This is a genomic window from Nocardia sp. NBC_00508, assembly GCF_036346875.1.
Taxonomy (GTDB): Bacteria; Actinomycetota; Actinomycetes; order Mycobacteriales; family Mycobacteriaceae; genus Nocardia.
Map to the genome: position 1 here is coordinate 5,682,026 of NZ_CP107852.1, position 21,828 is coordinate 5,703,853.

Here is a 21,828-nt window from a genome sequence, read left to right on the forward strand (position 1 = left end):
AACATGAAACTGATCACCGCAATCGTCAAACCGTTTACGCTCGAGGACGTCAAGACCGCGCTCGAGCAGGCGGGCGTGTTGGGCATGACCGTCAGCGAGGTGCAAGGGTACGGCCGGCAGAAGGGGCACACCGAGGTGTACCGCGGCGCCGAGTACTCGGTCGATTTCGTGCCGAAGGTCCGCGTCGAGGTCGTCGTGGACGACGCGTCCGTCGACAAGGTCGTCGAGGTGATCGTGGAGGCCTCTCGCACGGGCAAGATCGGCGACGGCAAGGTCTGGGTCTCCCCGGTGGAGTCGATCATTCGCGTGCGGACCGGCGAACGCGGCACCGACGCGCTGTAACGAAGATCGAGTATCGAGCGGCGGCCCCGCTCCCACCGGAACTCCCGGTCGGGGCGGGGCCGCGCGCCTGAAATGGGCGGTGGGTTGTGGGTAGTGAGCACGAGCACGACGGTGACCCGAAGGTGACCGAAGAAGTCAACGGCAAGATATCCAATGGAGCGGCCGATCTGGTCCGCGCACGAACCCAACTGCTCGATGGCGGCCTGCGCCGCAATCCTCGCCTCGATGCCGAGTCGCTGCGGCACGCGCTGGTCGACCTCTACGAACTCTGGCTCACCAGCAAGGGCGCCGAACTGGGCATCACCGCCGACAGCGGCCTGGCCGTGGTCGCTGTCGGCGGCCTCGGCCGCGGCGAGATGCTGCCGTTCTCGGATCTGGATCTGGTGCTGCTGCACGACGACGTCGATCCCGCCCGGGTCGCCGAGGTCGCCGACCAGCTCTGGTACCCGCTGTGGGACGCGCACATCAAGCTCGATCACAGCGTGCGGACCGTGCCGCAGGCGCTGCGGGTGGCCGCCGACGATCTCATCGCCGCGCTCGGCATGCTCGAAGCCAGGCACATCGTCGGCGACCAGGAATTGAGCAACCTGTTGATCAGCGGGGTGCGCCGGGAATGGCGCACCGGAATCCGCACCCGCTTCGACGATCTCATCGCCCAGGCCCAGGCCAGATGGGAGCGCAACGGCGAGATCGCGCACCGCGCCGAACCCGATCTGAAGAATGGGCGCGGCGGCCTGCGCGATATCCAGCTGCTCGACGCCCTGGCCATCGCCCAGCTGACCGATGCCATGCCAGGACTCGGGCCGGACGTGCCCGGCGGCGGATTGAAACAGGCGCGCCGACGCCTGCTGGACGTGCGCACCGAACTGCACCGGGTCGCCGGCCGTTCCCGCGATCAGCTGCGGGCGCAGGACGCCGACGAGATCGGCGCGGCCCTGCGCATCGGCGACCGCTTCGATCTGGCTCGTACCCTGAGCGATTCGGCGCGAACCGTGAGTTACTCCGTGGACGTCGGTCTGCGCACCGCGGCCAACGCGCTGCCCCGCCGGGGCCTGGCGCGGCTTCGCCGTATGCCGGTGCGCCGGCCACTCGACGAGGGTGTCGTCGAGCATGCCGGTGAGGTCGTCCTCGCCCGCGACGCGCGTCCCCAGCGCGACCCGGGCCTGATCCTGCGGGTGGCGGCGGCCTCGGCGCAGACCGGGCTGCCGATGTCCGCCACCACCCTGAACCGGCTCTCGGAGGACGCGCCCGAGCTGCGCGAGCCGTGGCCAAAAGACGCCCTCAACGACCTGCTGGTCCTGCTGGGCGCCGGCCGCGGCGCCATCGACGCGATCGAAGCGCTGGATCGAACCGGCCTGTGGGGCAGACTGCTTCCGGAGTGGGGCGCGGTACGCGACCTGCCACCGCGCGATGTCCTGCATACCTGGACCGTCGACCGTCACCTGGTGGAGACAGTCGCCTATGCCGGCGCGATCAGCACTCGGGTGGCCCGCCCGGACCTGCTGGCCCTCAGCGCGCTGCTGCACGACATCGGCAAGGGTCGCGCCGGCGACCACAGCGTGGTCGGCGCGGAGCTGGCCACCCATATCGGCCGGCGCCTGGGCCTGTGGCCCTCGGACGTGCGCACGCTCAGCGCGGTCGTCCGTCATCATCTGCTGCTTCCGGAGACCGCGACCCGGCGTGACCTGTCCGATCCGGAGACGGTGCGGTTCGTCGTGAATGCGCTCGACGGCGATCCTCAGCTGTTGGAACTGCTGCACACGCTGGCCGAGGCGGATTCGCTGGCCACCGGCCCCGGCGTGTGGGGGGACTGGAAGGCGTCTCTGATCGGCGAGCTGGTCCGGCGCTGCCGGTTGGTCATGGCGGGCGATCAGCTCCCGACGCCGGAGCCGATCGCGGCGGAACTCGTCGAGAAGGCCCGCGCGGGTGGAGTGCACGTCGACCTGAAGCCGGGGGAGAGCAAGCACACCTACAAGGTCACCGTCATCGCGCCGGATACCCCAGGGCTGCTCTCCGACGCCGCGGGCGTGCTCGCGCTGCACTCGCTGCGCGTGCTGTCGGCCGCGCTGGGCGTCGAAGGCGATTGCGCGGTCGACGCGTTCGTCGTCGCGCCCAAATTCGGCGATCCGCCGGACCCGGGGCTGCTGCGCCAGGAACTGATCCGCGCCACGGCGGGGGATCTGGACGTGTCCGCGGCACTGGCCAAACGGGAGGGCGAGGCAAGCGGCATCGCCCGGAGCCGGTATGCGCAGGCGCAGCCGAGGGTGATCTGGTCGGAGACCTCGGTGTCCGGTCAAGTGATCCTGGAGTTGCGCGCCGAGGACCGGGTCGGTTTGCTCAGCCGCCTGGCCGCCGAATTGGCCGGCTGCCGAGCGGACGTGCGCTGGGCCAAGGTGGTCACGATGGGGTCGGCGGTGGTCGACAGTTTCTGCCTCGATTTGGGCCCTGAGGACAGTCCCGCGCGCCGGGAAACGATCGAAAAGGCGATTCTCGCGGTGGTTCCCAGACCTGCGCCAAAACCGCCGAAAAATGACATGCCAAACCATTGAAATTGGCATCGACCTGCAAATTTATCCGGTAATCAATCTGTTGCCAGATATTTGCTGGATAACAGCTCCGCTATCGCGGCCCGCCCCTACGATCTAGAGCGTCTGGCTATCGCGAGCACGAGGGGAGCAGGTCGGTGGCAATTGAAGTCGTTTCGGCGTCGACAATGACAAGTGACGAGACCACGCATATGGCGCGCTGCGTCGGCGGCGACCGCTGGGTGGTCTCCTGGCTCCCCGGTCGCACTTTGACGGGGCAGCAGGCGGTGACCGCGATGACGATCGCCTCCACGGTCGGCAGCTCGCCCATCCCGAGCACGGCGGAGTGGGCCGTCCTCGACGACCTGGCCCTCGAGCTGGGGCTGACCGCTAACGAGGCGGTGTTCATGGTCGCCGAGGAGAACCACGACTACCGCAAAACGGCCAAACCGCGCCGTCGAGTGCTCGACTAGCAAGACGCTCCGCCTCGAAGGACGCACCGCCTGCGCGATCACACCGGCGATCCCATTACCCTGGGAGAGAATGTGACGTCCCCCGAGATCAGGAGCGCGATCGGTGTTCGAATCCCTGTCCGACCGGCTTACCGGTGCCCTCAAGGATCTGCGTGGTAAGGGGCGTCTGTCACCGGCCGACATCGACGCCACCTGTCGCGAGATCCGCCTCGCTCTGCTCGAGGCCGACGTCGCGCTGCCGGTGGTGCGCGGTTTCATCGGGCGGATCAAGGAGCGCGCCAAGGGCGCGGAGGTCTCCGCGGCGCTGAACCCGGCCCAGCAGGTCGTGAAGATCGTCAACGAGGAGCTCGTCGGCATCCTCGGCGGCGAGACCAGACGGCTGAATCTGGCCAAGAACCCGCCGACGGTGATCATGCTCGCCGGTCTGCAGGGTTCCGGTAAGACGACGCTCGCGGGCAAGCTGGCGAAACTGCTGAAGGGGCAGGGGCATCAGCCCCTGCTGGTGGCCTGTGACCTGCAGCGCCCTGGCGCCGTCACCCAGCTGCAGGTGGTCGGCGAGCGTGCGGGCGTGCCCGTCTACGCGCCGCACCCGGGCACCTCCATCGGTGGCGGGGCGAACCCGCTGGGCATCTCGGCCGCCGACCCGGTGAACGTGGCCCGCGGCGGTGTCGAGGAAGCGCGGCAGAAGCAGTACGACCTCGTCATCGTCGACACCGCCGGCCGGCTCGGTATCGACGAAGAACTGATGCGGCAGGCCGCGGGCATCCGCGACGCGGTCCAGCCCGACGAGACCCTCTTCGTGCTCGACGCGATGATCGGTCAGGACGCGGTCACCACGGCGGAGGCGTTCCGCGACGGCGTCGGCTTCACCGGCGTGGTACTCACCAAGCTCGACGGCGACGCCCGCGGTGGTGCCGCGCTGAGCGTCCGCGAGGTCACCGGCGTTCCGATCCTGTTCGCCTCCACCGGTGAGAAGCTCGAGGACTTCGACGTCTTCCACCCGGACCGCATGGCCAGCCGCATCCTCGGCATGGGCGATGTGCTCACCCTGATCGAGCAGGCCGAGCAGGTCTACGACGCCGAGCAGGCCGAGGAGGCCGCCCGCAAGATCGGTAGCGGTGAGCTCACCCTCGAGGACTTCCTCGACCAGATGCTGGCCATCCGCAAGATGGGCCCGATCGGGAACCTGCTCGGCATGCTGCCCGGCGCGGGGCAGATGAAAGACGTGCTCGCCCAGGTCGACGACAAGCAGCTCGACCGCGTGCAGGCGATCATCCGCGGCATGACCCCGGCGGAGCGGGACAACCCCAAGATCATCAACGCGTCCCGCCGTCTGCGCATCGCCAACGGCTCCGGCGTCCAGGTCTCCGAGGTCAATCAGCTCGTCGACCGTTTCTTCGAGGCCAAGAAGATGATGGCGATGATGGGCCGTCAGATGGGCCTGCCCGGCTCCCGCCGCGGCGGCGCGAAGAAGGGCAAGAAGGGCAAGAAGGGCGGCCGTGGCCCCACGCCGCCGAAGGTGCGCGGCGGATTCCCGGGGATGGGCGGCATGCCGGGCATGCCCGCCGGAATGCCCGACATCTCCAACATGCCCGCCGGTCTCGACCAGTTGCCACCTGGCCTGGAGGGCTTCGACCTGTCGAAACTGAAGTTCCCGAAGAAGTAGACCGGGCCCGAACGACGCGGCACAACGTGCGGTGACCACCCCAGTAGGTTGGAGGCAGCCGACGACGTCCAGGAGGTTGCTGTGCATCTACGAGGAGTGATTCTCCCCGGGGACGAGGTGCGCGATCTCTGGGTGCGCGATGGGCTCGTGTCTTTCGAGCCCGTGCCGGGCGCCGAAACGCTGTGCAGCACCGGATGGATCGTGCCCGGACTGGTCGACGCGCACTGCCACGTCGGTATCCGGTATGGCGGCGGCCACGAGGATCGGGCGGGCGCCCTCGCGCAGGCCGAGATCGAACGGGAGGCCGGTGCGCTGCTGCTGCGCGACGCGGGTTCGCCGTTCGACACCCGGTTCGTCGACGACCATGACGAGCTGCCGCGCATCATCCGTGCGGGCCGCCATATCGCCCGGCCGAAGCGCTATATCCGCGAGCTGGGCATCGAGCTCGACGACGAACGCGACCTGCCGGACATCGTCGCCGAACAGGCCCGCTTCGGCGACGGCTGGGTGAAGATCGTGGGCGATTGGATCGACCGCTCCGTCGGCGATCTGCGCCCGCTGTGGAGCGACGCGGTCCTGAAGGAGGCCATCGACGCCGCGCATGCCAATGGCGCCCGGGTCACGGCGCACGTCTTCGGCGAGGACGCGCTGCCCGGCTTGATCAACGCGGGCATCGACTGTGTGGAGCACGGCACCGGTCTCACCGAAGAAACCATCGAGATGATGGTCGAGCACGGCACCGCCTTGGTCCCCACCCTGGTCAATATCGACACCTTCCCCGAGATCGCCGACAGTGCGGGCAAGTTCCCCGTCTACGCCGCGCACATGCGCGACCTGCACCGCCGGGTGCGCGGCACGGTCGCCGCCGCGCACGAGGCGGGCGTGCCCATTTTCGCGGGCACCGACGCCGGCGGTTCCATCCGTCACGGGCGGATCGCCGACGAGATCGCCGCACTCGGCGCCGCGGGCCTGTCCCGACACGCCGCACTCGGCGCCGCTTCCTGGGACGCCCGCGGCTGGCTCGGACGGCCGTGCATCGAGCCCGGTGCCCCCGCGGATTTCGTTGTCTACCAGCAGGACCCGCGTACCCATTCGGAAGCGCTTGCCGCACCGTATGCCGTCGTGCTGCGCGGGCGCGTATACGGCGGACGCGGTCCGGTCACCGGTCATCGGTAATTCGTCATCGCGGGCTCACCCGCTTGTTTCCGAACGAGGCGTAAGGTCGAATTCCGTGACCATTCGCCTCGGTTATCAAATGCCCAACTTCAGCTACGGCAAGTCGGTGCGCGAGCTGTTCCCGACGGTCATCGCGCAGGCCAGGGAGGCCGAAGCCGCCGGTTTCGACACGGTCTTCGTGATGGACCATTTCTACCAACTGCCCGGCATCGGCACGCCCGATGAGCCGATGCTCGAGGCATACACCGCATTGGGTGGCCTCGCCACGGCCACGGAGCGAATCCAGTTGTCGGCCTTGGTAACCGGCAACACCTACCGCAATCCGGCCATGCTCGCCAAGACCGTCACCACGCTGGACGTGGTCAGCGGCGGCCGCGCCGTGCTCGGCATCGGCGCGGGCTGGTTCGAGCTCGAGCACCGATCCTTCGGCTACGATTTCGGCACCTTCACGACCCGCTTCGAACGGCTCGAGGAGGCACTGCAGATCGTCCAGCCGATGCTGTGTGGGCAGCGCCCCACCTTCGACGGCAAGTGGTACCACGTCGAGAACGCGATGAACGAGCCTCGCATCCGCGACGACGTGCCGATCCTGCTCGGCGGCAGTGGCGAGAAGAAGACCTTCCGCCTGGCCGCCCGTTTCGCCGACCACCTCAACCTGATCTGCAACGCTTCCGAGCTGCCACGCAAGATCGAGGTTCTGCGTGACCGCTGCGCTGAGGTCGGCCGCGACCCCGCGACGTTGGAGACCAGCTATCTGTGCTTCCTGATGGTGGACGAAGACGGCGACTTGGTCCGCAAGCAGCAGCGAGATTACTTGAGCCGCATGGGTATCGACCTGTCGTCGCTGTCGGAGTCCGAGATAGCGCAGACGCCGGCCGATCGCCAGTTCGTCGGTACGCCGGACGAGGTTGCCGAGCAGCTGCGGACCCGCGTCCTCGACCGCGGCGTCGATGGTCTGATCGTCAACATGGTCTTGAATGGACACGAACCGGGCGCGGTCGAACTCGCCGGACGCACCCTGGCGCCGCTGGTGGGCTGACGAGCGGGAACCGGACGCGAATGCCGTTGGCGCCGGATACAATCGGCCGATGATAGCCCCTCCGTGGCGAGCGTCGTACGGTATCGACGCGCCGTCGGTGCTGCTGTTGCTGGGAGTTCTCGCGGTCGGGTATTTCGCCGCCGCACTGGTGGTGGCGCTGTTCCAGCAGCTGCGTCCTAGCCTGCTGCTCCTGCTGATCGGAACCGTGCTCGCCGCGCAGTTCGGCCTGTTCCTGCACGCGACCCTCCGGGGCAAGTTCCGGGTCTGGGCGGGTCTGCTCGACGACCTCACGCTGCGTGGCGACGAACTGCTGCTCGATATGGGCTGCGGCCGCGGCGCGGTGCTGCTCGCGGCCGCGCGGCGGCTGCCCGCCGGACGCGCCGTCGGCCTGGATCTGTGGTGCTCCGCCGACCATTGCGGCAACATTCCGGCCACCGCCGAGCAGAACGCACTCGCCGAGAACGTCGCCGATCGCATCGAACTGCACACCGGTGACATGACCCGCATGCCGTTCCCGGACGGCGCGTTCGACGTCGTCGTGTCCAGCCTGGCCATCCACACCATCAAGACCGCGCAGGGCCGCGCCGACGCCGTCCGCGAGGCATGCCGCGTCCTGCGGCCCGGCGGCAAGCTGGTCATCGTGGACATCGGTAAGACCAGCGAGTATCGCGCCACGCTGGCCGCGAGCGGCGTTACCGGAGTCACCCACCGCGGCGTTGGTTGGCGGATGTGGTGGGGCGGCCCCTGGGTGCCGACCCGTGCCCTCACCGCCACCGCCCCCGGATAGTCCCGTCACCGCCGCTCGGCGAATCGGTTTCCTGCCTTGCTTCCGCGTGACGGAGCCGAATCGGCCGCTCGTCCGGTCGCGAGCGATGAATTCCGGCAATGGCTCGCGTCTGCATTGCGAGGGCCGGAATCGATCGGAGGCACATATGCGGAAATTGATCGTGACCGAGAACATCACCCTTGACGGGGTGATCGAGGCGACGGACTGGTTCGATGTCGCCGACCGGGAAGGGGTCGATCAGTCCGATCTCGTCGCGGAACTGCGAGAGCAGGCCGCGGCATCGGACGCCGTGCTGTTCGGGCGGGTCACTTTCGAGCAGATGCGTGGGTACTGGCCGAATCGGACCGACGACACCAGCGGAGTAACCGAGCACCTGAACAAGGTGACGAAATACGTGGTATCCGGCACGCTGCGGGAACCGGAGTGGGACAACACGGTGATCCTGCGCGGTCCGCCGGCCGAGGAGATCGCCGTGATCAAGACGGCGCCGGGCCGGGACATCGTCGCCACCGGCAGCATCCGGCTGGTCCGAGCCCTGATCGCCGCCGACCTGGTCGACGAGTACCGCCTGTTCGTCTACCCCGTGGTGCTCGGGACCGGTGAGCGGCTGTTCGCGGGCGCGACCCGGGTTCCGGCGCTGCGGCTGGTCGAGACCCGCCCGTTCCGCTCCGGCGTGGTGCTGCTGAGATATCGCCGCCGATAGTCAGTCGAGCGCGCGGAAGAGGCCCGAAACGACGGCGCGCAGCGTACGGAACACCCCGGGCACCACGTACTCGGTCACTGCCGGCTCGCTGAACTCGGCCGCGATCTCGCGGCTGGTGCTGTCCCTGCGCCTGCGTTTGCGACGGAAGATTCCCATGCTTGCTTATGGCGCATGGGCCGCGAGGTGTGAACACCGGAACGCGATTTCTGGCGCGATCGTCCCGTCTGGCACAATGGACCACCGTCCTTCCGGACAAGTGTCAGCCCGTCTCCGGTTACGTACCGCGCGGCGGTCACACACTCGAAAACGCAAAACCGGGCTCGCAGACCATGCGGGTCGCCGAATTGCGTCGTGACCAACCAACGAAAGGCAGATCAGCAGTGGCTGTTCGCATCAAGCTCACCCGCATGGGCAAGATCCGCAACCCGCAGTACCGCGTCGTCGTCGCGGACGCCCGCACCCGCCGGGATGGCCGGGCCATCGAGTCCATCGGCATGTACCACCCGAAGGAAGAGCCCTCGCTCATCCAGATCGACTCCGAGCGCGTGCAGTACTGGCTGGGTGTCGGCGCGCAGCCGACCGAGCCGGTTCTCCAGCTGCTGAAGATCACCGGTGACTGGCAGAAGTTCAAGGGCATCGACGGCGCCGAGGGCACCCTGAAGGTCAAGCCGTCGAAGCCGTCGAAGCTGGACCTGTTCAACGCCGCGCTGGCCGCCGCCGATAACGAGCCGGTCGCCGAGGCGGTCACCCCGAAGAAGAAGGCCGGCAAGAAGGACGCCGGAGAGGGCGCCGAGGCCGAGGCCGCCGAGTAATGAGCGGGCGTTTCTCGTCCATCCAGCACCCGTCTCGAGCCGTCGATAGACCGGCCGCGACGACGGGGGAGTCGCGTCTCGAGGTGATGGAGCAGTGAGTGCCGTAGTCGCCGATGCCGTCGAGCACTTGGTGCGCGGCATCGTCGCCAATCCCGATGACGTCCGCGTAGAGCTGATCACCGGCCGCCGCGGGCGCACGGTCGAGGTGCACGTTCATCCTGATGACCTGGGCAAGGTGATCGGCCGCGGCGGACGTACCGCGACCGCGCTGCGTACCCTCGTCGCCGGCATCGGCGGCCGGGGCATCCGGGTCGACGTGGTCGACACCGACCAGTAGATGGAACTCGTCGTCGGACGGGTCGCCAAGGCGCACGGCGTGCGCGGCGAACTTGTCGTCGAGGTGCGCACCGACGAGCCCGAGGCACGTTTCGCACCCGGCATCACGCTGCGCGGTCGACTGCCGCGAACCGACGACGTCCGCGACTTCACCGTGGAGTCGGCCCGGGAGCACTCGGGCCGGCTTCTGGTGTTTCTCGCCGGCGTCGCCGATCGCACCGCGGCGGACGCGCTGCGCGGCATGCTGTTCGTGGTCGACAGTGCGGATCTACCGCCGTCGGAGGATCCGGACGAGTTCTACGATTACGAGCTGGAGGGGCTCGAGGTCCGGCTCACCGACGAGACGGTGGTCGGGTCCGTGCGCGAGGTATTGCGTTCCGCGGCGGGCGAGCTGCTCGCGGTGCGTGCCGCAGACGACGGCCGGGAGATCCTGATCCCGTTCGTCACCGCGATCGTTCCCACCGTGTCGCTCGCCGACGGCGTGATCGTCATCGATCCGCCCGAGGGCCTGCTCGACCCGGAATGAGACGCTGGGAGACCCGATCGCGCGGCGCCCACCCGGTCGGTGAGTGCGGCGACAGGAGACAGGCATGAAACTCGACGTCGTCACGATCTTCCCCGAATACCTCGAGCCCCTGCGCACAGCGCTGCTCGGTAAGGCGATCGACAAGGGGCTGATCTCCCTCACCGTGCACGATCTGCGTCGCTGGACACACGACGTGCACAAGTCGGTGGACGACGCGCCCTACGGCGGCGGGCCCGGCATGGTCATGAAGCCGGCCGTGTGGGGTGACGCCCTCGACGAGGTGTGCCCCGACGACGCCCTACTCGTCGTCCCCACGCCTGCGGGTGTGCCGTTCACCCAGGCCACCGCGCACAGCTGGGCCGCCGAGCGGCATCTCGTCTTCGCCTGCGGCCGCTACGAAGGCATCGACCAGCGAGTCTTCGACGACGCCGCCCGGCGGGTGCGCGTGGAGGAGGTCAGCATCGGCGACTACGTGCTGATCGGCGGCGAGGCGGCGGTGCTGGTGATGACCGAGGCCGTGGTCCGTTTGCTGCCCGGCGTGCTCGGCAATCAGCAATCCCACCAAGAGGATTCGTTCTCCGACGGCCTCCTCGAAGGCCCCAGCTACACCCGCCCGGTCACCTGGCGCGGCCTCGAGGTCCCGCCGATCCTGCTCTCCGGCGACCACGCGAAAGTCGCGGCCTGGCGCCGCGAGCAATCCCTCGCCCGCACCCGGGAACGCCGCCCGGACCTGCTCGGGGAGCACGACACGACGCGCGAACCCGGGCGATAGGTCGAATCCGCGCTGCGCCGCGTCGCTGCCGACGTCGTAGCTCCCCGCCCCTTCGGTGCAGCGCCACTACTGCGACGCGGAGGGGACCACCCGGCCGTCAGGGCAGCAGACCGTGGCGGCGCGCCGCCACCACCGCCTCGTGCCGGGAATGGGCGTCGAGTTTGACCATCGCGTTGCGCAGGTAGCTCTTCACGGTTTCCGGTCCGAGTGAGAGACGTTGTGCCACTTCCTGGTTGGTGCAGCCCAGGGCGATCTGAGACAGCACGTCGAGTTCGCGCCGGGACAGTCGCGGACGGTCGGGGTGCGGTTCGCCGACCAGGACGCGGGTGAGTCGTTCGCACACCGCGTGCAGACGTCCGCGCAACCGGTCGTCTTCGGCGGAGCGCGCCATGCCGCGGAGTTCGGCGTGGATGTCGCGCAGTTCCTCGGTGACGGCCGGGGCAGTGCCGGCCGACGGTGTGGCCACCTCCAGCATCCGCAGGCGTCGGTCGACCTCGTCGCGAATGGCGAGCTCGCCGGCCAGGCGGCGAGCGGCTCGAACGACGAGATCCGCGGTGCGGTCACCCAGCGGAGCCGCGCCCCTGGTCGCGGCGTAGAGCACCGCGCGGGAGCGCCGGTCCACGACCACCGGGACGGCGAGCACCGACCGGATGCCTTCGCCGGAGACCGGTCCGTCGTAGTCGTGCGTGATCGAGGACGCGGTGCGGTAGTCCGAGACCGCGGCGGGACGCCCAGAATCCATCACCCGGCCACCGAGCCCCCACGTGCGAACGACAGCCAACCCGCGCAGTCCGTTGGTGAGTGTGCCGACGAATTCCGACAGCAGCAGGGCATCACCGTGCACCTCGCCGCCGAAAGCCACCGGCACGCCCGCGGTGCCGGCCACCCAGCGGATCTCGGCGCGTAATGCGTCGGCGTCGCGGGGACGCAGCAGCGCGGTGTGGGTCATCGAGACTCACCCTTTTTCGGGGGTAGTGGCCAGCGGGATGTGACCCACATCCTATTGCACACCCGCGTTGTGCTGGGTCACAGATGGAGGAGAACCGAAGATGGGCACCGATCCGAATCAGCGGGTGCGCGAGCTGCTGGACTGTTACGACCGCCCTGACGCATCGGCGGCGGACCTGCTGTGCGATCGGCACCCGGCCGACCGGGTCGCCTTCACGATCATCGAGGCCGATCTGTCCTCGACCGACCTCACTTACGGCGAGCTGCGCGAACGCTCGGCCCGATTCGCCGCCGCACTGGCCGGACTCGGCGTCGAGTCCGGCGATCGGGTCGCCACGCTGATGGCGAAGTCGGCGGACCTGGTGGTCGCGCTGCTCGGCATCTGGCGCCGCGGCGCGGTGCACGTCCCGCTGTTCACCGCATTCGCGCCGCCGGCCATCGCGCTGCGGCTGGCGGCCGCCGAAGTGTCGATCGTCATCGCAGACTCCGATCAAGCGTCGAAGCTGGCGCCCGGTCCGGATCTGCCCGCGGATCCGCCCTGGCGGCTGATCGCCTCCGGCGAGGAAGCCCCGGAGGGGGCGGTGCGGATGGCCGATCTGCTCGATAGCCATTCGGCCGACCACCCGAACGCTCGCCCGATCGCGGTCGGCGGCGACGGCCTGCTCGTCCAGTTGTTCACCAGCGGCACCACCGGCACACCCAAGGGCGTCCCGATTCCGCTACGCGCGCTCGCCTCCTTCCACGCCTACCAAGAGTTCGCACTGGATGTCCGGCCCGGCGACGTGTTCTGGAACGCCGCCGACCCGGGCTGGGCCTACGGCCTCTACTACGCCATCCTCGGCCCGCTGGCCACCGGTATCCGCAGCATCCTGCTGCACGCGGGTTTCTCCGCTCCGCTGACCTGGCAGGTGCTGGAGGCCTTCGGCGTCACCAATTTCGCCGCCGCCCCGACGGTGTACCGCGCGCTGCGCGCGGAAAGCGCCGCGCCGCCGGTGCACTCCCGGTTGCGTCGCGCCTCCTCGGCGGGTGAGCCGCTGACGCCCGAGGTCGTCGCCTGGTCGATGGAGCACCTGGGTGTCGCGGTGCGCGACCACTACGGCCAGACCGAGCACGGCATGGTCATCTGCAACGCATGGCGGGAAGACCTCGACACCGAGACTCCGGCGGGCTCGATGGGTCGCGCGCTGCCGGGCTGGTCCTGCGCGGTGCTCGCCGAAGACGCCGACACCATCGCTCCCATCGGCGAAGTGGGCCGCCTCGCCATCGACACCGCGCGCAGTCCGCTGCTGTGGTTCCTCGGCTACCTGGACGCCCCGGAACGCACCGCGCAGCGCTACACCGCCGATGGCCGCTGGTACGTGACCGGCGATGCCGGTTCGCAGGACGCGAACGGATTTTTCCGCTTCTCCGCCCGCGACGACGACGTGATCATCATGGCGGGCTATCGCATCGGCCCGTTCGAAGTGGAGAGCGTGCTCGTGCTGCACGAACAGGTCGCCGAGGCGGCCGTGGTCGGCATGCCGGACGACCTGCGCGGGGAGGTGCTGGAGGCGTTCATCGTGCTGCGCGACGGCGTGGTGGGCAGCCCCGAATTGACGTCCGAACTCCAGAGCCTGGTGAAGCGAAAATTCGCCGCGCACGCCTACCCGCGCAGAGTGCACTTCGTCGCGAGCCTGCCGAAGACGCCCAGCGGCAAGGTGCAGCGGTTCGTGCTGCGGCAGGGAGGGATTCGGTGACGTCGTCGCTCGAACCGCCCCTGCCCAGCTACACGTCCGGCGTTTCCGATGTCCCGCTACTCGGCGACACCATCGGCGGCAACCTCGCTCGTGCCGTCGCGACGTTCCCGGAGCGGGAAGCGCTGGTGGACCGTCCATCCGGACGCCGCTGGACCTACCGCGAACTCGGTACCGCGGTCGATGCTCTGGCCTGCGGCCTTGCCGATCAGGGCATCGGAAAGGGGGACCGGGTCGGCATCTGGGCGCCGAACTGCGCGGAGTGGTTTCTGCTTCAGTACGCCACGGCGAGGATCGGCGCGATCCTGGTCAACATCAACCCGGCCTACCGCACCGCTGAACTGGAATACGTGCTGCGCCAGGCGGGCGTGCGGATGCTCGTCGCGGCCGAGCGGTTCAAGTCCTCGGACTACGTCGCGATGATCGAAAAGGTGCGGCCGGACTGTCCGGCGCTGGCGGCGGTGCTCGTGCTGGGCACACCCGAGTGGGACGCGCTGATCCGCACCGAGATAGACGCCGACCGGCTCACCGCGCTCGCGGCGCGGCTGTGCGCCGACGACCCGATCAACATCCAGTACACCTCCGGTACCACGGGTTTTCCGAAGGGCGCCACGCTCAGCCATCACAACATCCTGAACAACGGCTATTTCGTCGGCGAGCTGTGCGGCTATACCGAACAGGACCGGATCTGCGTCCCGGTGCCGTTCTATCACTGCTTCGGGATGGTGATGGGCAACCTCGCGAGCACGAGCCATGGTGCGGCCATCGTGATTCCGGCGCCCTCGTTCGATCCCGAGGCGACGCTTGCCTCGGTCGAGGCCGAGCGCTGCACCTCGCTCTACGGCGTGCCGACGATGTTCATCGATCTGCTCACCGAACTGGATTCGGCCACCCCGGATCTGTCCACCCTGCGCACCGGCATCATGGCGGGTTCGCCCTGTCCGGTGCAGGTGATGAAGCGGGTGATCGACCGGATGGGCATGCGCGAGGTGTGCATCTGCTACGGCATGACGGAGACCTCGCCGGTCTCCACCCAGACCCGCCGCGACGACGGCATCGACCGGCGCACCGCCACCGTGGGCCGGGTCGGGCCGCACCTGGAGGTCAAGATCATCGATCCCGCAACGGGTCTCACGGTGCCGCGCGGCGAACCCGGCGAACTGTGTACCCGCGGCTACTCGGTGATGCTCGGCTACTGGGACGACCCGGACAAGACCGCCGAAGCCATCGATGCGGCCCGTTGGATGCACACCGGCGATATCGGCGTGATGGACGACGACGGCTACCTGGCCATCACCGGCCGGATCAAGGACATGGTGATCCGCGGCGGCGAGAACATCTATCCGCGCGAGATCGAGGAATTCCTCTACACCCACCCCGACATCCTCGACGCCCAGGTGATCGGCGTGCCGGACCCGAAATACGGCGAGGAGCTGATGGCGTGGGTCCGGATGCGCGAGGGCGCAACACCGTTGGACGCGGCCGCGGTGCGCGAATTCTGCACGGGCAAACTGGCGCATTTCAAGATCCCGCGCTACGTCCACGTGGTCGAGGAGTTCCCGATGACGGTCACCGGCAAGATCCGCAAGGCCGAGATGCGCGAAATCGCCCAAGCGATCCTCACATCAGCAGCGAAACCCACGTCGAATCCGCCAAGCAACAACTGATCTCGCAAGAAACCACGCAGACAACTGATTTCGCAAGAACCACGCAACACCTGATTTCGCAAGAACATGGGTAACTCACCGGGTACCCCCAGAACTCGAGCGGCACTCAACGCAGGACCTGAACGTAAGCCTGGGGTCGCCTGACCTGTACGGCCTGAAGTCCCGGAGAGGCGGAACAGCACGGCCTGAAGACTCGGAGAGGCGGAACAGCTAGTGTCTCCGACGTGACGACAGCGCCCGAGACCGCCAGTGCAGAGTCCAACACGATGGTTCCTCCCGTGCCGCCGCGCTCCGACACCGCGCGCACAGCCAGCGTGAACCGTCGCATCGCCGAGGAGCTCGCGGTGCGCGAGACCCAGGTGCGCGCCGCCGTCGAGCTCCTCGACGCGGGCTCGACGGTGCCGTTCATCGCGCGTTACCGCAAGGAGGTCACCGACGGCCTGGACGACGCGCAGCTGCGCCAGCTCGACGAGCGCCTGCACTACCTGCGCGAACTCGACGAGCGCCGGGCCGCGATCGTCGAATCGATCCGCGGCCAGGGCAAACTCGACGACGCCCTGCATCAGCAGATCCTGCTCGCGGAGACCAAGGCCCGGCTCGAGGACATCTACCTGCCCTACAAGCCGAAGCGGCGCACCAAAGCGCAGATCGCGCGCGAGGCGGGACACGAGCCGGTGGCCGACGCGCTGATCGACGACCCGAACACCGATCCGGCACAGTACAGCGCCGAGCAGCTCGACGGCGCGCGCGCCATCCTGGTCGAGCGCTTCGCCGAGGATGCCGACCTGGTCGGCGAACTGCGCGAGTTGATGTGGAGCCGTGGACAGGTCACTTCGGGCGTGCGCGCGGGCAAGGAGGAGTCGGGCGCGAAGTTCGCCGACTACTTCGAGTTCAGCGAGCCGTTCGACAAGGTGCCCTCCCATCGCGTCTTGGCCCTGCTGCGCGGCGAGAAGGAGGAGGTGCTCACCGTGCACCTCGAGCCGGACACCGAGGAGCCGGAGCCGGGGCAGCGCACCGTTTACGAGGGCCGCATCGCCACCCGCTTCGACATCGCCGACCGGGGCCGCCCCGCCGACTCCTGGCTGCTGGACACCGTGCGCTGGGCCTGGCGCACCAAACTGCAGGTGAGTCTCGGCATCGACACCAGGATGCGGCTGCGCCAGGCGGCCGAGAAGGACGCGGTCGACGTGTTCGCCGCGAACCTGCGCGACCTGCTGCTCGCCGCGCCCGCGGGCACCCGCACGACCATGGGCCTCGACCCCGGCTACCGCACCGGCGTGAAGGTCGCGGTGGTCGACGCCACCGGCAAAGTGGTCGCCACCGAGGTGATCTACCCGCACAAGCCGCAGGGTCAGACCGAGAAGTCGCTCGCGGTGCTCGGCGCGCTGGTCGCCCGGTTCGGCGTCGAGCTCATCGCGATCGGCAACGGCACCGCCTCACGCGAGACCGATACCCTTGCGGTGGAGCTGATCTCGCGCATCGCCGCATCGTCGGACAACCGGGCGAACACGCCGACCAAGATCGTGGTGTCCGAAGCGGGCGCCTCGGTGTACTCCGCCTCGGCCTATGCCTCCCAGGAGCTGCCCGATCTGGATGTCTCGCTGCGTGGCGCGGTGTCGATCGCGCGACGGCTGCAGGACCCGCTGGCCGAGCTGGTGAAGATCGACCCGAAGTCCATCGGAGTCGGCCAGTACCAGCACGACGTGTCCGAATCGCTGCTGGCCCGCTCGCTGGGCGCGGTCGTCGAGGACGCGGTGAACGCGGTCGGCGTCGACGTGAACACGGCCTCGGTGCCGCTGCTGTCGCGGGTTTCCGGTATCGCCGGGTCGTTGGCGGAAAGCATTGTGGCGCACCGGGATCACAACGGCCCGTTCCGCAGCAGGACGGCGCTGCTCGACGTGCCGCGCCTGGGACCGAAGGCGTTCGAGCAGTGCGCGGGCTTCCTGCGCATCCGCGAAGGCGACGACCCGCTGGACACCTCCGCCGTGCATCCCGAGGCGTATCCCGTCGTCCGGCGCATCCTCGAATCGACCGGCCGCCCCGTCGCGGAGATCATCGGCAACACCTCGGTGCTGCGCGCATTGCGCGCCGGCGATTTCACCGACGAGCGCTTCGGTGTCCCTACCGTCACCGACATCATCGCGGAACTGGAGAAGCCGGGCCGCGACCCGCGTCCGGAGTTCAAGACCGCGGAGTTCGCCGCCGGTGTGGAGAAGGTCGCCGACCTGAAGCCGGGCATGGTGCTCGAGGGCGTGGTGACGAACGTCGCCGCGTTCGGCGCGTTCGTCGACGTGGGCGTGCACCAGGACGGGTTGGTGCACGTCTCGGCCATGTCGCACAACTTCGTGAAGGACCCGCGTGAAGTGGTCAAGTCCGGTGACGTGGTCAAGGTGAAAGTGCTCGAGGTGGACGTGGCGCGCCAGCGCATCGGCCTGTCCCTTCGCCTCGACGACGAGCCCGGCGCGCCGGGCAAGGCCGGCGAGAAGCAGCGTGGCCAGGGCGGCCGATCCGGCGGGGAGCAGCGGCAGCGGCAGAATGGGCAGAACAAGCAACAGAGCCAGGGTCGAAATCAGGGACAGGGGCGCGGCGGAAACCAGCGACGCAACGCGCCCCCGCCGAGCGGCGCGATGGCGGACGCATTGCGCAGGGCGGGTTTCGGCCGGTAGTCCGGTGCACGGTAGGGAGTAGGCGGGCATGCGACGGTGGCTCCACGAGGATGTGATCGCCCAAGGGCGGCTGCCGTTGCTGTGCTTCCTCCTCGGGTTCATCGTCGGCTTCCTGTTCATCCGCCTCAGCGTCCGGCTGATCCGGGCGCGGGTGCGCTGGTGGCCCGGGAACTTGCGGGCCGGTGACACCCACATCCATCACATGGTGTTCGGCGTGATCCTGGTGCTCGTGTCCGGCATCGGCATGGTCTTGGTGTACCAGAGCGCGGACACGGCGACGGCCGGCGCGCTCGCCGCGGCCTTCGGCGTCGGTGCCGCGCTGGTCCTCGACGAGTTCGCGCTGATCTTCTACTTGCGCGACGTGTATTGGGAGGAGCAGGGACGCACCTCGGTGGACGCGGTGTTCGTCGCGCTCGCGGTGACGGGGTTGCTGCTGCTCGGCTTTCACCCGCTGTGGTTGCTGGACATCAACGACTTCCGGCGGGACCCGAGCATCGAGGTGCGCGTCTTCGTCGTGGTGTTCGCGGCGGTGAACCTGGCGTTGGCCGCGATCGTCATCGCCAAGGGCAAGATCTGGACCGGCCTGTTCGGCATGTTCTTCCTACCGCTGCTGGTCGTCGGCGCGCTGCGGCTCAGTCGTCCCGGCGCGCCGTGGGCGCGTTGGCGTTACGCCGATCGCAGGCGTCTGATGTACCGGGCCATCGTCCGCGAACGGCGCTATCGCGGTCCCGTGATCCGCGCCAAGATCTTCGTCCAGGATCTGGTCGCGGGGAAACCGGACGTCGACCATGTCCGCACGGCGGCGGAGGCGGAACTCACCCGTACGGTGGTGCCCGCGCCACCGGCTCCGCACCGGCACCACGCGCTGTGGCATGCCGACCACAGCGCGCTGAACTCACCCGCTCCACCGCCCGCGCAGGACGCGATCTCCGGGGAACCGCATCACTGACGGGGTCGGGGGCGGAGGGTGCGGCTCGGCCACTTCGGCTCCGAGGTCCGTGCGACGTCCTGCCTTCGGATTCACCGAGCCCGAGGTCGGCCGGGGTCGTGTACCGGGCCGCTCTCGGCGTAGCGTGCAGGAATAGCCCAACACCCTCCGCTCGGGCCGATTTCTTCCGCGCCGCGCCGATCTGGCACAATACTCAGGTTGCCCTGGGTGGTTGTCGACCCGGCGCACCCCCTAATTCGGAGCATGAACCGGCCGAGCACGCGCAGTGCCGCCAGGGTCCTCTGTTCGCGCGAAACCAGAAGGATGGAAATGAACACCCTTGACTTCGTCGACGAAAAGTCGCTGCGTAGCGACGTCCCCGACTTCCGGCCGGGCGACACGCTGAACGTGCATGTGAAGGTCATCGAAGGCTCGAAGGAGCGCATCCAGGTCTTCAAGGGCGTCGTCATCCGCCGCCAGGGCGGTGGCATCCGCGAGACCTTCACGGTCCGCAAGGTGTCGTTCGGTGTCGGCGTGGAGCGCACCTTCCCGGTGCACAGCCCGAACATCGACCACATCGATGTCGTCACCCGCGGTGATGTCCGCCGCGCCAAGCTCTACTACCTGCGTGAGCTGCGCGGCAAGGCCGCCAAGATCAAGGAAAAGCGCTGAGTTAGCTTTTCGGCACAACGGATTTTCCTCAGCCCGGCATCGAACGTCAGTCTCGGTGCCGGGCTAATCTGTTCGGCGTGGCAGACGAAAGTGGGTCGGTGTCGGTGTCCGAATCGGGCGACGAAGGAACGCGGGGCGGCCGCGCCAAACGCGGCCAGAAGAAGAAGCAGCGGCCGTTCTGGCAGGAACTGCCGATCCTCATCGTGATCGCCGCGGTGATCGCCGCGCTGATGGTCACCTTCGTGGGCAGGCCGTACGTGATTCCGTCGGAGTCGATGGAGACCACCCTGCACGGGTGCGCCGGATGCACCGGTGACCGCATCTACGTGCAGAAGCTGAGCTACTACTGGGGCGACCCGCAGCCGGGTGACGTGGTCGTGTTCGTCGGCCCGCCCTCGTGGAACACCCACTACAAGTCGATTCGTTCGGACAATCCGGCCATTCGTGGCGTGCAGAACTTCTTCTCCTTCTTCGGCTTGGTGCCGCCGGACGAGAACGACCTGGTGAAGCGGGTGATCGCGGTCGGCGGCCAGACCGTACAGTGCTGCGACCCGCAGGGCCGGGTCCTCGTGGACGGCAAGCCGCTGGACGAGCCGTATGCCCGCTATCTCGCCCCGTACGTCCCGGGTCAGCCGTACGGCGCTGGCGGCGGGCGCGAGTTCAAGCCCGTGAAGGTGCCCGAGGGGCATTTGTGGGTGATGGGCGACAACCGCAACCAGTCCGCCGACTCCCGCGCGCACATCAACGACGAACTGCAGGGCACAATCCCCGTGGACAATGTCCGCGGCAAGGCGGTGTTCAAGATCTGGCCGCCCGGCCGGATCGGACCGGTGCACTCGGAGAATCCCCAGACGAACTGATCATCCGGCGCGCAGGATAATTGGATCGTGGGGCAAGGTCGAGTGCCAGTGGGTAACGGTTGGCCGCCGCGCGTGGTGATGCGCAGGGCCGGTGGGTTGCGCACGCTCGAGGCGGCGTTGATTCGCAGTGGTCTCGGGCCGGTCGCCGGGGTGGACGAGGCAGGGCGCGGTCCTTGCGCGGGCCCGCTCGTGGTGGCCGCGTGCCTACTCGCGCCGAAGGCCTATGAGAAGCTGGCCGGCCTCGACGATTCCAAGAAGCTCACCGAGGCCACCCGTACGGAGCTGTACCCGGTGATCATCCGCCTGGCGCTGGCCTACCAGGTCATCGTCATCCCTGCCTGGGAGATCGACTCGATCGGCATCCACGTGGCGAATATCGAAGGAATGCGCCGGGCCGTCGCCGGGCTGGGTCAGGAGCCCGGCTACGTGCTCACCGACGGGTTCCGGGTGCCCGGCATCCCGGTGCCCTCGCTGCCGGTGATCGGCGGCGACGGGTCGGCGGCCTGCATCGCGGCGGCCAGCATCCTGGCGAAGGTCACCCGGGACCGCATGATGGTCGAGCTGGACGAGCGATTTCCGGGCTACGGGTTCGCGGCGCACAAGGGGTACAACACGCCCGAGCACACGGCCGCGTTGCATCGCCTGGGGCCCAGCAGCGAGCATCGCCGCTCCTGGCGCAACGTGCGCGAGGCCGCCGGGCTGCGGCCGGTCGCGGTGGACGCCGAAGAGGCGGACGTCGTCCTGGCAGGCGAACTGGACGAAGGGCTGTCCGAGGAGTTTCAGGACGCCCGTACGGCTGGCCGAGTGGCTACCGATACCGCGCATGCGCGATGATGTCATCACACGACGCGATGCGGCGAGAAGGAGGACGTCCCACCCGATGAGTGCCGAGGACCTCGAGAAGTACGAAACCGAGATGGAGCTCTCGCTGTATCGCGAGTACAAGGACATCGTCGGTCAGTTTTCGTACGTGGTGGAGACCGAGCGCCGCTTCTACTTGGCCAACTCCGTGGAGCTGCGGCCGCAGAACGCGGATGGCGAGGTGTACTTCGAGGTGCGGATGAGCGACGCGTGGGTGTGGGACATGTATCGCCCGGCCCGCTTCGTCAAGCATGTCCGGGTGATCACCTTCAAGGACGTCAACATCGAGGAGCTGGAGAAGCCGGACCTGCGGCTGCCCGAGTGAGCGGCCGGGCA

General features: G+C 68.4%; 22 protein-coding genes. 20 read left to right on the forward strand and 2 right to left on the reverse strand.

All coding sequences use genetic code 11. The features are described from left to right. The first annotated feature begins 3 nt into the window (after positions 1-3). The 8 genes from OHA40_RS25355 to OHA40_RS25390 all read left to right on the forward strand — a co-directional run bounded on the left by OHA40_RS25355 (position 4) and on the right by OHA40_RS25390 (position 8,711). Positions 4-342: a P-II family nitrogen regulator gene (locus OHA40_RS25355; protein ID WP_330234366.1), complete on the forward strand. Its 339-nt coding sequence runs from the start codon at positions 4-6 to the stop codon at positions 340-342. Between the two features lie 122 nt (positions 343-464). Next, a complete protein-coding gene (locus tag OHA40_RS25360) occupies positions 465-2,891 on the forward strand; it encodes a [protein-PII] uridylyltransferase (RefSeq protein WP_330234367.1) in 2,427 nt (808 codons plus the stop codon). Positions 2,892-3,055: 164 nt separating this feature from the next. After that, positions 3,056-3,340: a hypothetical protein gene (locus tag OHA40_RS25365; protein WP_330229375.1), complete on the forward strand. Its 285-nt coding sequence runs from the start codon at positions 3,056-3,058 to the stop codon at positions 3,338-3,340. 103 nt (positions 3,341-3,443) lie between these two features. Beyond that, entirely contained in the window at positions 3,444-5,006 is a 1,563-nt protein-coding gene (gene ffh, locus OHA40_RS25370; protein ID WP_330229376.1) for a signal recognition particle protein, read from the forward strand. 81 nt (positions 5,007-5,087) lie between these two features. Continuing rightward, on the forward strand, positions 5,088-6,182 hold the full coding sequence (locus OHA40_RS25375; protein ID WP_330229377.1) for an amidohydrolase family protein: 1,095 nt from the start codon (positions 5,088-5,090) through the stop codon (positions 6,180-6,182). A 55-nt stretch (positions 6,183-6,237) separates the two neighbouring features. Beyond that, positions 6,238-7,221 (forward strand): LLM class F420-dependent oxidoreductase, encoded by a 984-nt coding sequence (locus OHA40_RS25380; protein ID WP_330229378.1) that lies wholly within the window; start codon positions 6,238-6,240, stop codon positions 7,219-7,221. Between the two features lie 49 nt (positions 7,222-7,270). Beyond that, positions 7,271-8,008 carry a class I SAM-dependent methyltransferase gene (locus OHA40_RS25385; RefSeq protein WP_330229379.1) on the forward strand — a complete coding sequence of 246 codons (738 nt, stop codon included), beginning with the start codon at positions 7,271-7,273 and terminating at the stop codon, positions 8,006-8,008. A 145-nt stretch (positions 8,009-8,153) separates the two neighbouring features. Then, complete coding sequence (locus OHA40_RS25390) at positions 8,154-8,711, forward strand: dihydrofolate reductase family protein (RefSeq protein ID WP_330229380.1); 558 nt, start codon at positions 8,154-8,156, stop codon at positions 8,709-8,711. On the opposite strand, the gene OHA40_RS25395 is transcribed toward OHA40_RS25390, so the two are convergent. Next, complete coding sequence (locus tag OHA40_RS25395; RefSeq protein WP_330229381.1) at positions 8,712-8,867, reverse strand: hypothetical protein; 156 nt, start codon at positions 8,865-8,867, stop codon at positions 8,712-8,714. 224 nt (positions 8,868-9,091) lie between these two features. Here OHA40_RS25395 and rpsP point away from each other — a divergent pair, with 224 nt between their 5' ends. The 4 genes from rpsP to trmD all read left to right on the forward strand — a co-directional run bounded on the left by rpsP (position 9,092) and on the right by trmD (position 11,157). Then, positions 9,092-9,523, forward strand: a complete 432-nt coding sequence (gene rpsP / locus OHA40_RS25400) for a 30S ribosomal protein S16 (RefSeq protein ID WP_330229382.1) — start codon at positions 9,092-9,094, stop codon at positions 9,521-9,523. Positions 9,524-9,617: 94 nt separating this feature from the next. Next, a complete protein-coding gene (locus OHA40_RS25405) occupies positions 9,618-9,860 on the forward strand; it encodes an RNA-binding protein (protein WP_011210690.1) in 243 nt (80 codons plus the stop codon). Next, entirely contained in the window at positions 9,861-10,385 is a 525-nt protein-coding gene (rimM, locus tag OHA40_RS25410; RefSeq protein ID WP_330229383.1) for a ribosome maturation factor RimM, read from the forward strand. A gap of 64 nt (positions 10,386-10,449) precedes the next feature. Then, positions 10,450-11,157, forward strand: coding sequence for a tRNA (guanosine(37)-N1)-methyltransferase TrmD (trmD, locus tag OHA40_RS25415; RefSeq protein WP_330229384.1), 708 nt, complete (start codon positions 10,450-10,452; stop codon positions 11,155-11,157). Positions 11,158-11,254: 97 nt separating this feature from the next. Here trmD and OHA40_RS25420 read toward each other — a convergent pair whose 3' ends face one another. Next, positions 11,255-12,106: a helix-turn-helix transcriptional regulator gene (locus OHA40_RS25420; RefSeq protein WP_330229385.1), complete on the reverse strand. Its 852-nt coding sequence runs from the start codon at positions 12,104-12,106 to the stop codon at positions 11,255-11,257. A gap of 100 nt (positions 12,107-12,206) precedes the next feature. Here OHA40_RS25420 and OHA40_RS25425 point away from each other — a divergent pair, with 100 nt between their 5' ends. From OHA40_RS25425 to OHA40_RS25460, 8 genes are all read left to right on the forward strand, one after another. Further along, positions 12,207-13,841, forward strand: a complete 1,635-nt coding sequence (locus OHA40_RS25425; protein ID WP_330229386.1) for an AMP-binding protein — start codon at positions 12,207-12,209, stop codon at positions 13,839-13,841. After that, positions 13,838-15,505: an AMP-binding protein gene (locus tag OHA40_RS25430; protein ID WP_330229387.1), complete on the forward strand. Its 1,668-nt coding sequence runs from the start codon at positions 13,838-13,840 to the stop codon at positions 15,503-15,505. The genes OHA40_RS25425 and OHA40_RS25430 overlap by 4 nt, the downstream gene beginning before the upstream one ends. 266 nt (positions 15,506-15,771) lie before the next feature. Beyond that, positions 15,772-18,171 carry a Tex family protein gene (locus tag OHA40_RS25435; protein ID WP_330234368.1) on the forward strand — a complete coding sequence of 800 codons (2,400 nt, stop codon included), beginning with the start codon at positions 15,772-15,774 and terminating at the stop codon, positions 18,169-18,171. A 28-nt stretch (positions 18,172-18,199) separates the two neighbouring features. Then, on the forward strand, positions 18,200-19,120 hold the full coding sequence (locus tag OHA40_RS25440) for a hypothetical protein (protein WP_330229388.1): 921 nt from the start codon (positions 18,200-18,202) through the stop codon (positions 19,118-19,120). A gap of 309 nt (positions 19,121-19,429) precedes the next feature. Beyond that, complete coding sequence (gene rplS / locus OHA40_RS25445; RefSeq protein WP_067514127.1) at positions 19,430-19,771, forward strand: 50S ribosomal protein L19; 342 nt, start codon at positions 19,430-19,432, stop codon at positions 19,769-19,771. 77 nt (positions 19,772-19,848) lie between these two features. After that, positions 19,849-20,631, forward strand: coding sequence for a signal peptidase I (gene lepB / locus OHA40_RS25450; protein WP_442943813.1), 783 nt, complete (start codon positions 19,849-19,851; stop codon positions 20,629-20,631). Between the two features lie 78 nt (positions 20,632-20,709). Continuing rightward, complete coding sequence (locus OHA40_RS25455; protein WP_442944079.1) at positions 20,710-21,465, forward strand: ribonuclease HII; 756 nt, start codon at positions 20,710-20,712, stop codon at positions 21,463-21,465. A gap of 46 nt (positions 21,466-21,511) precedes the next feature. Next, entirely contained in the window at positions 21,512-21,817 is a 306-nt protein-coding gene (locus OHA40_RS25460; protein WP_011210678.1) for a DUF2469 domain-containing protein, read from the forward strand. Positions 21,818-21,828: the final 11 nt, after the last annotated feature.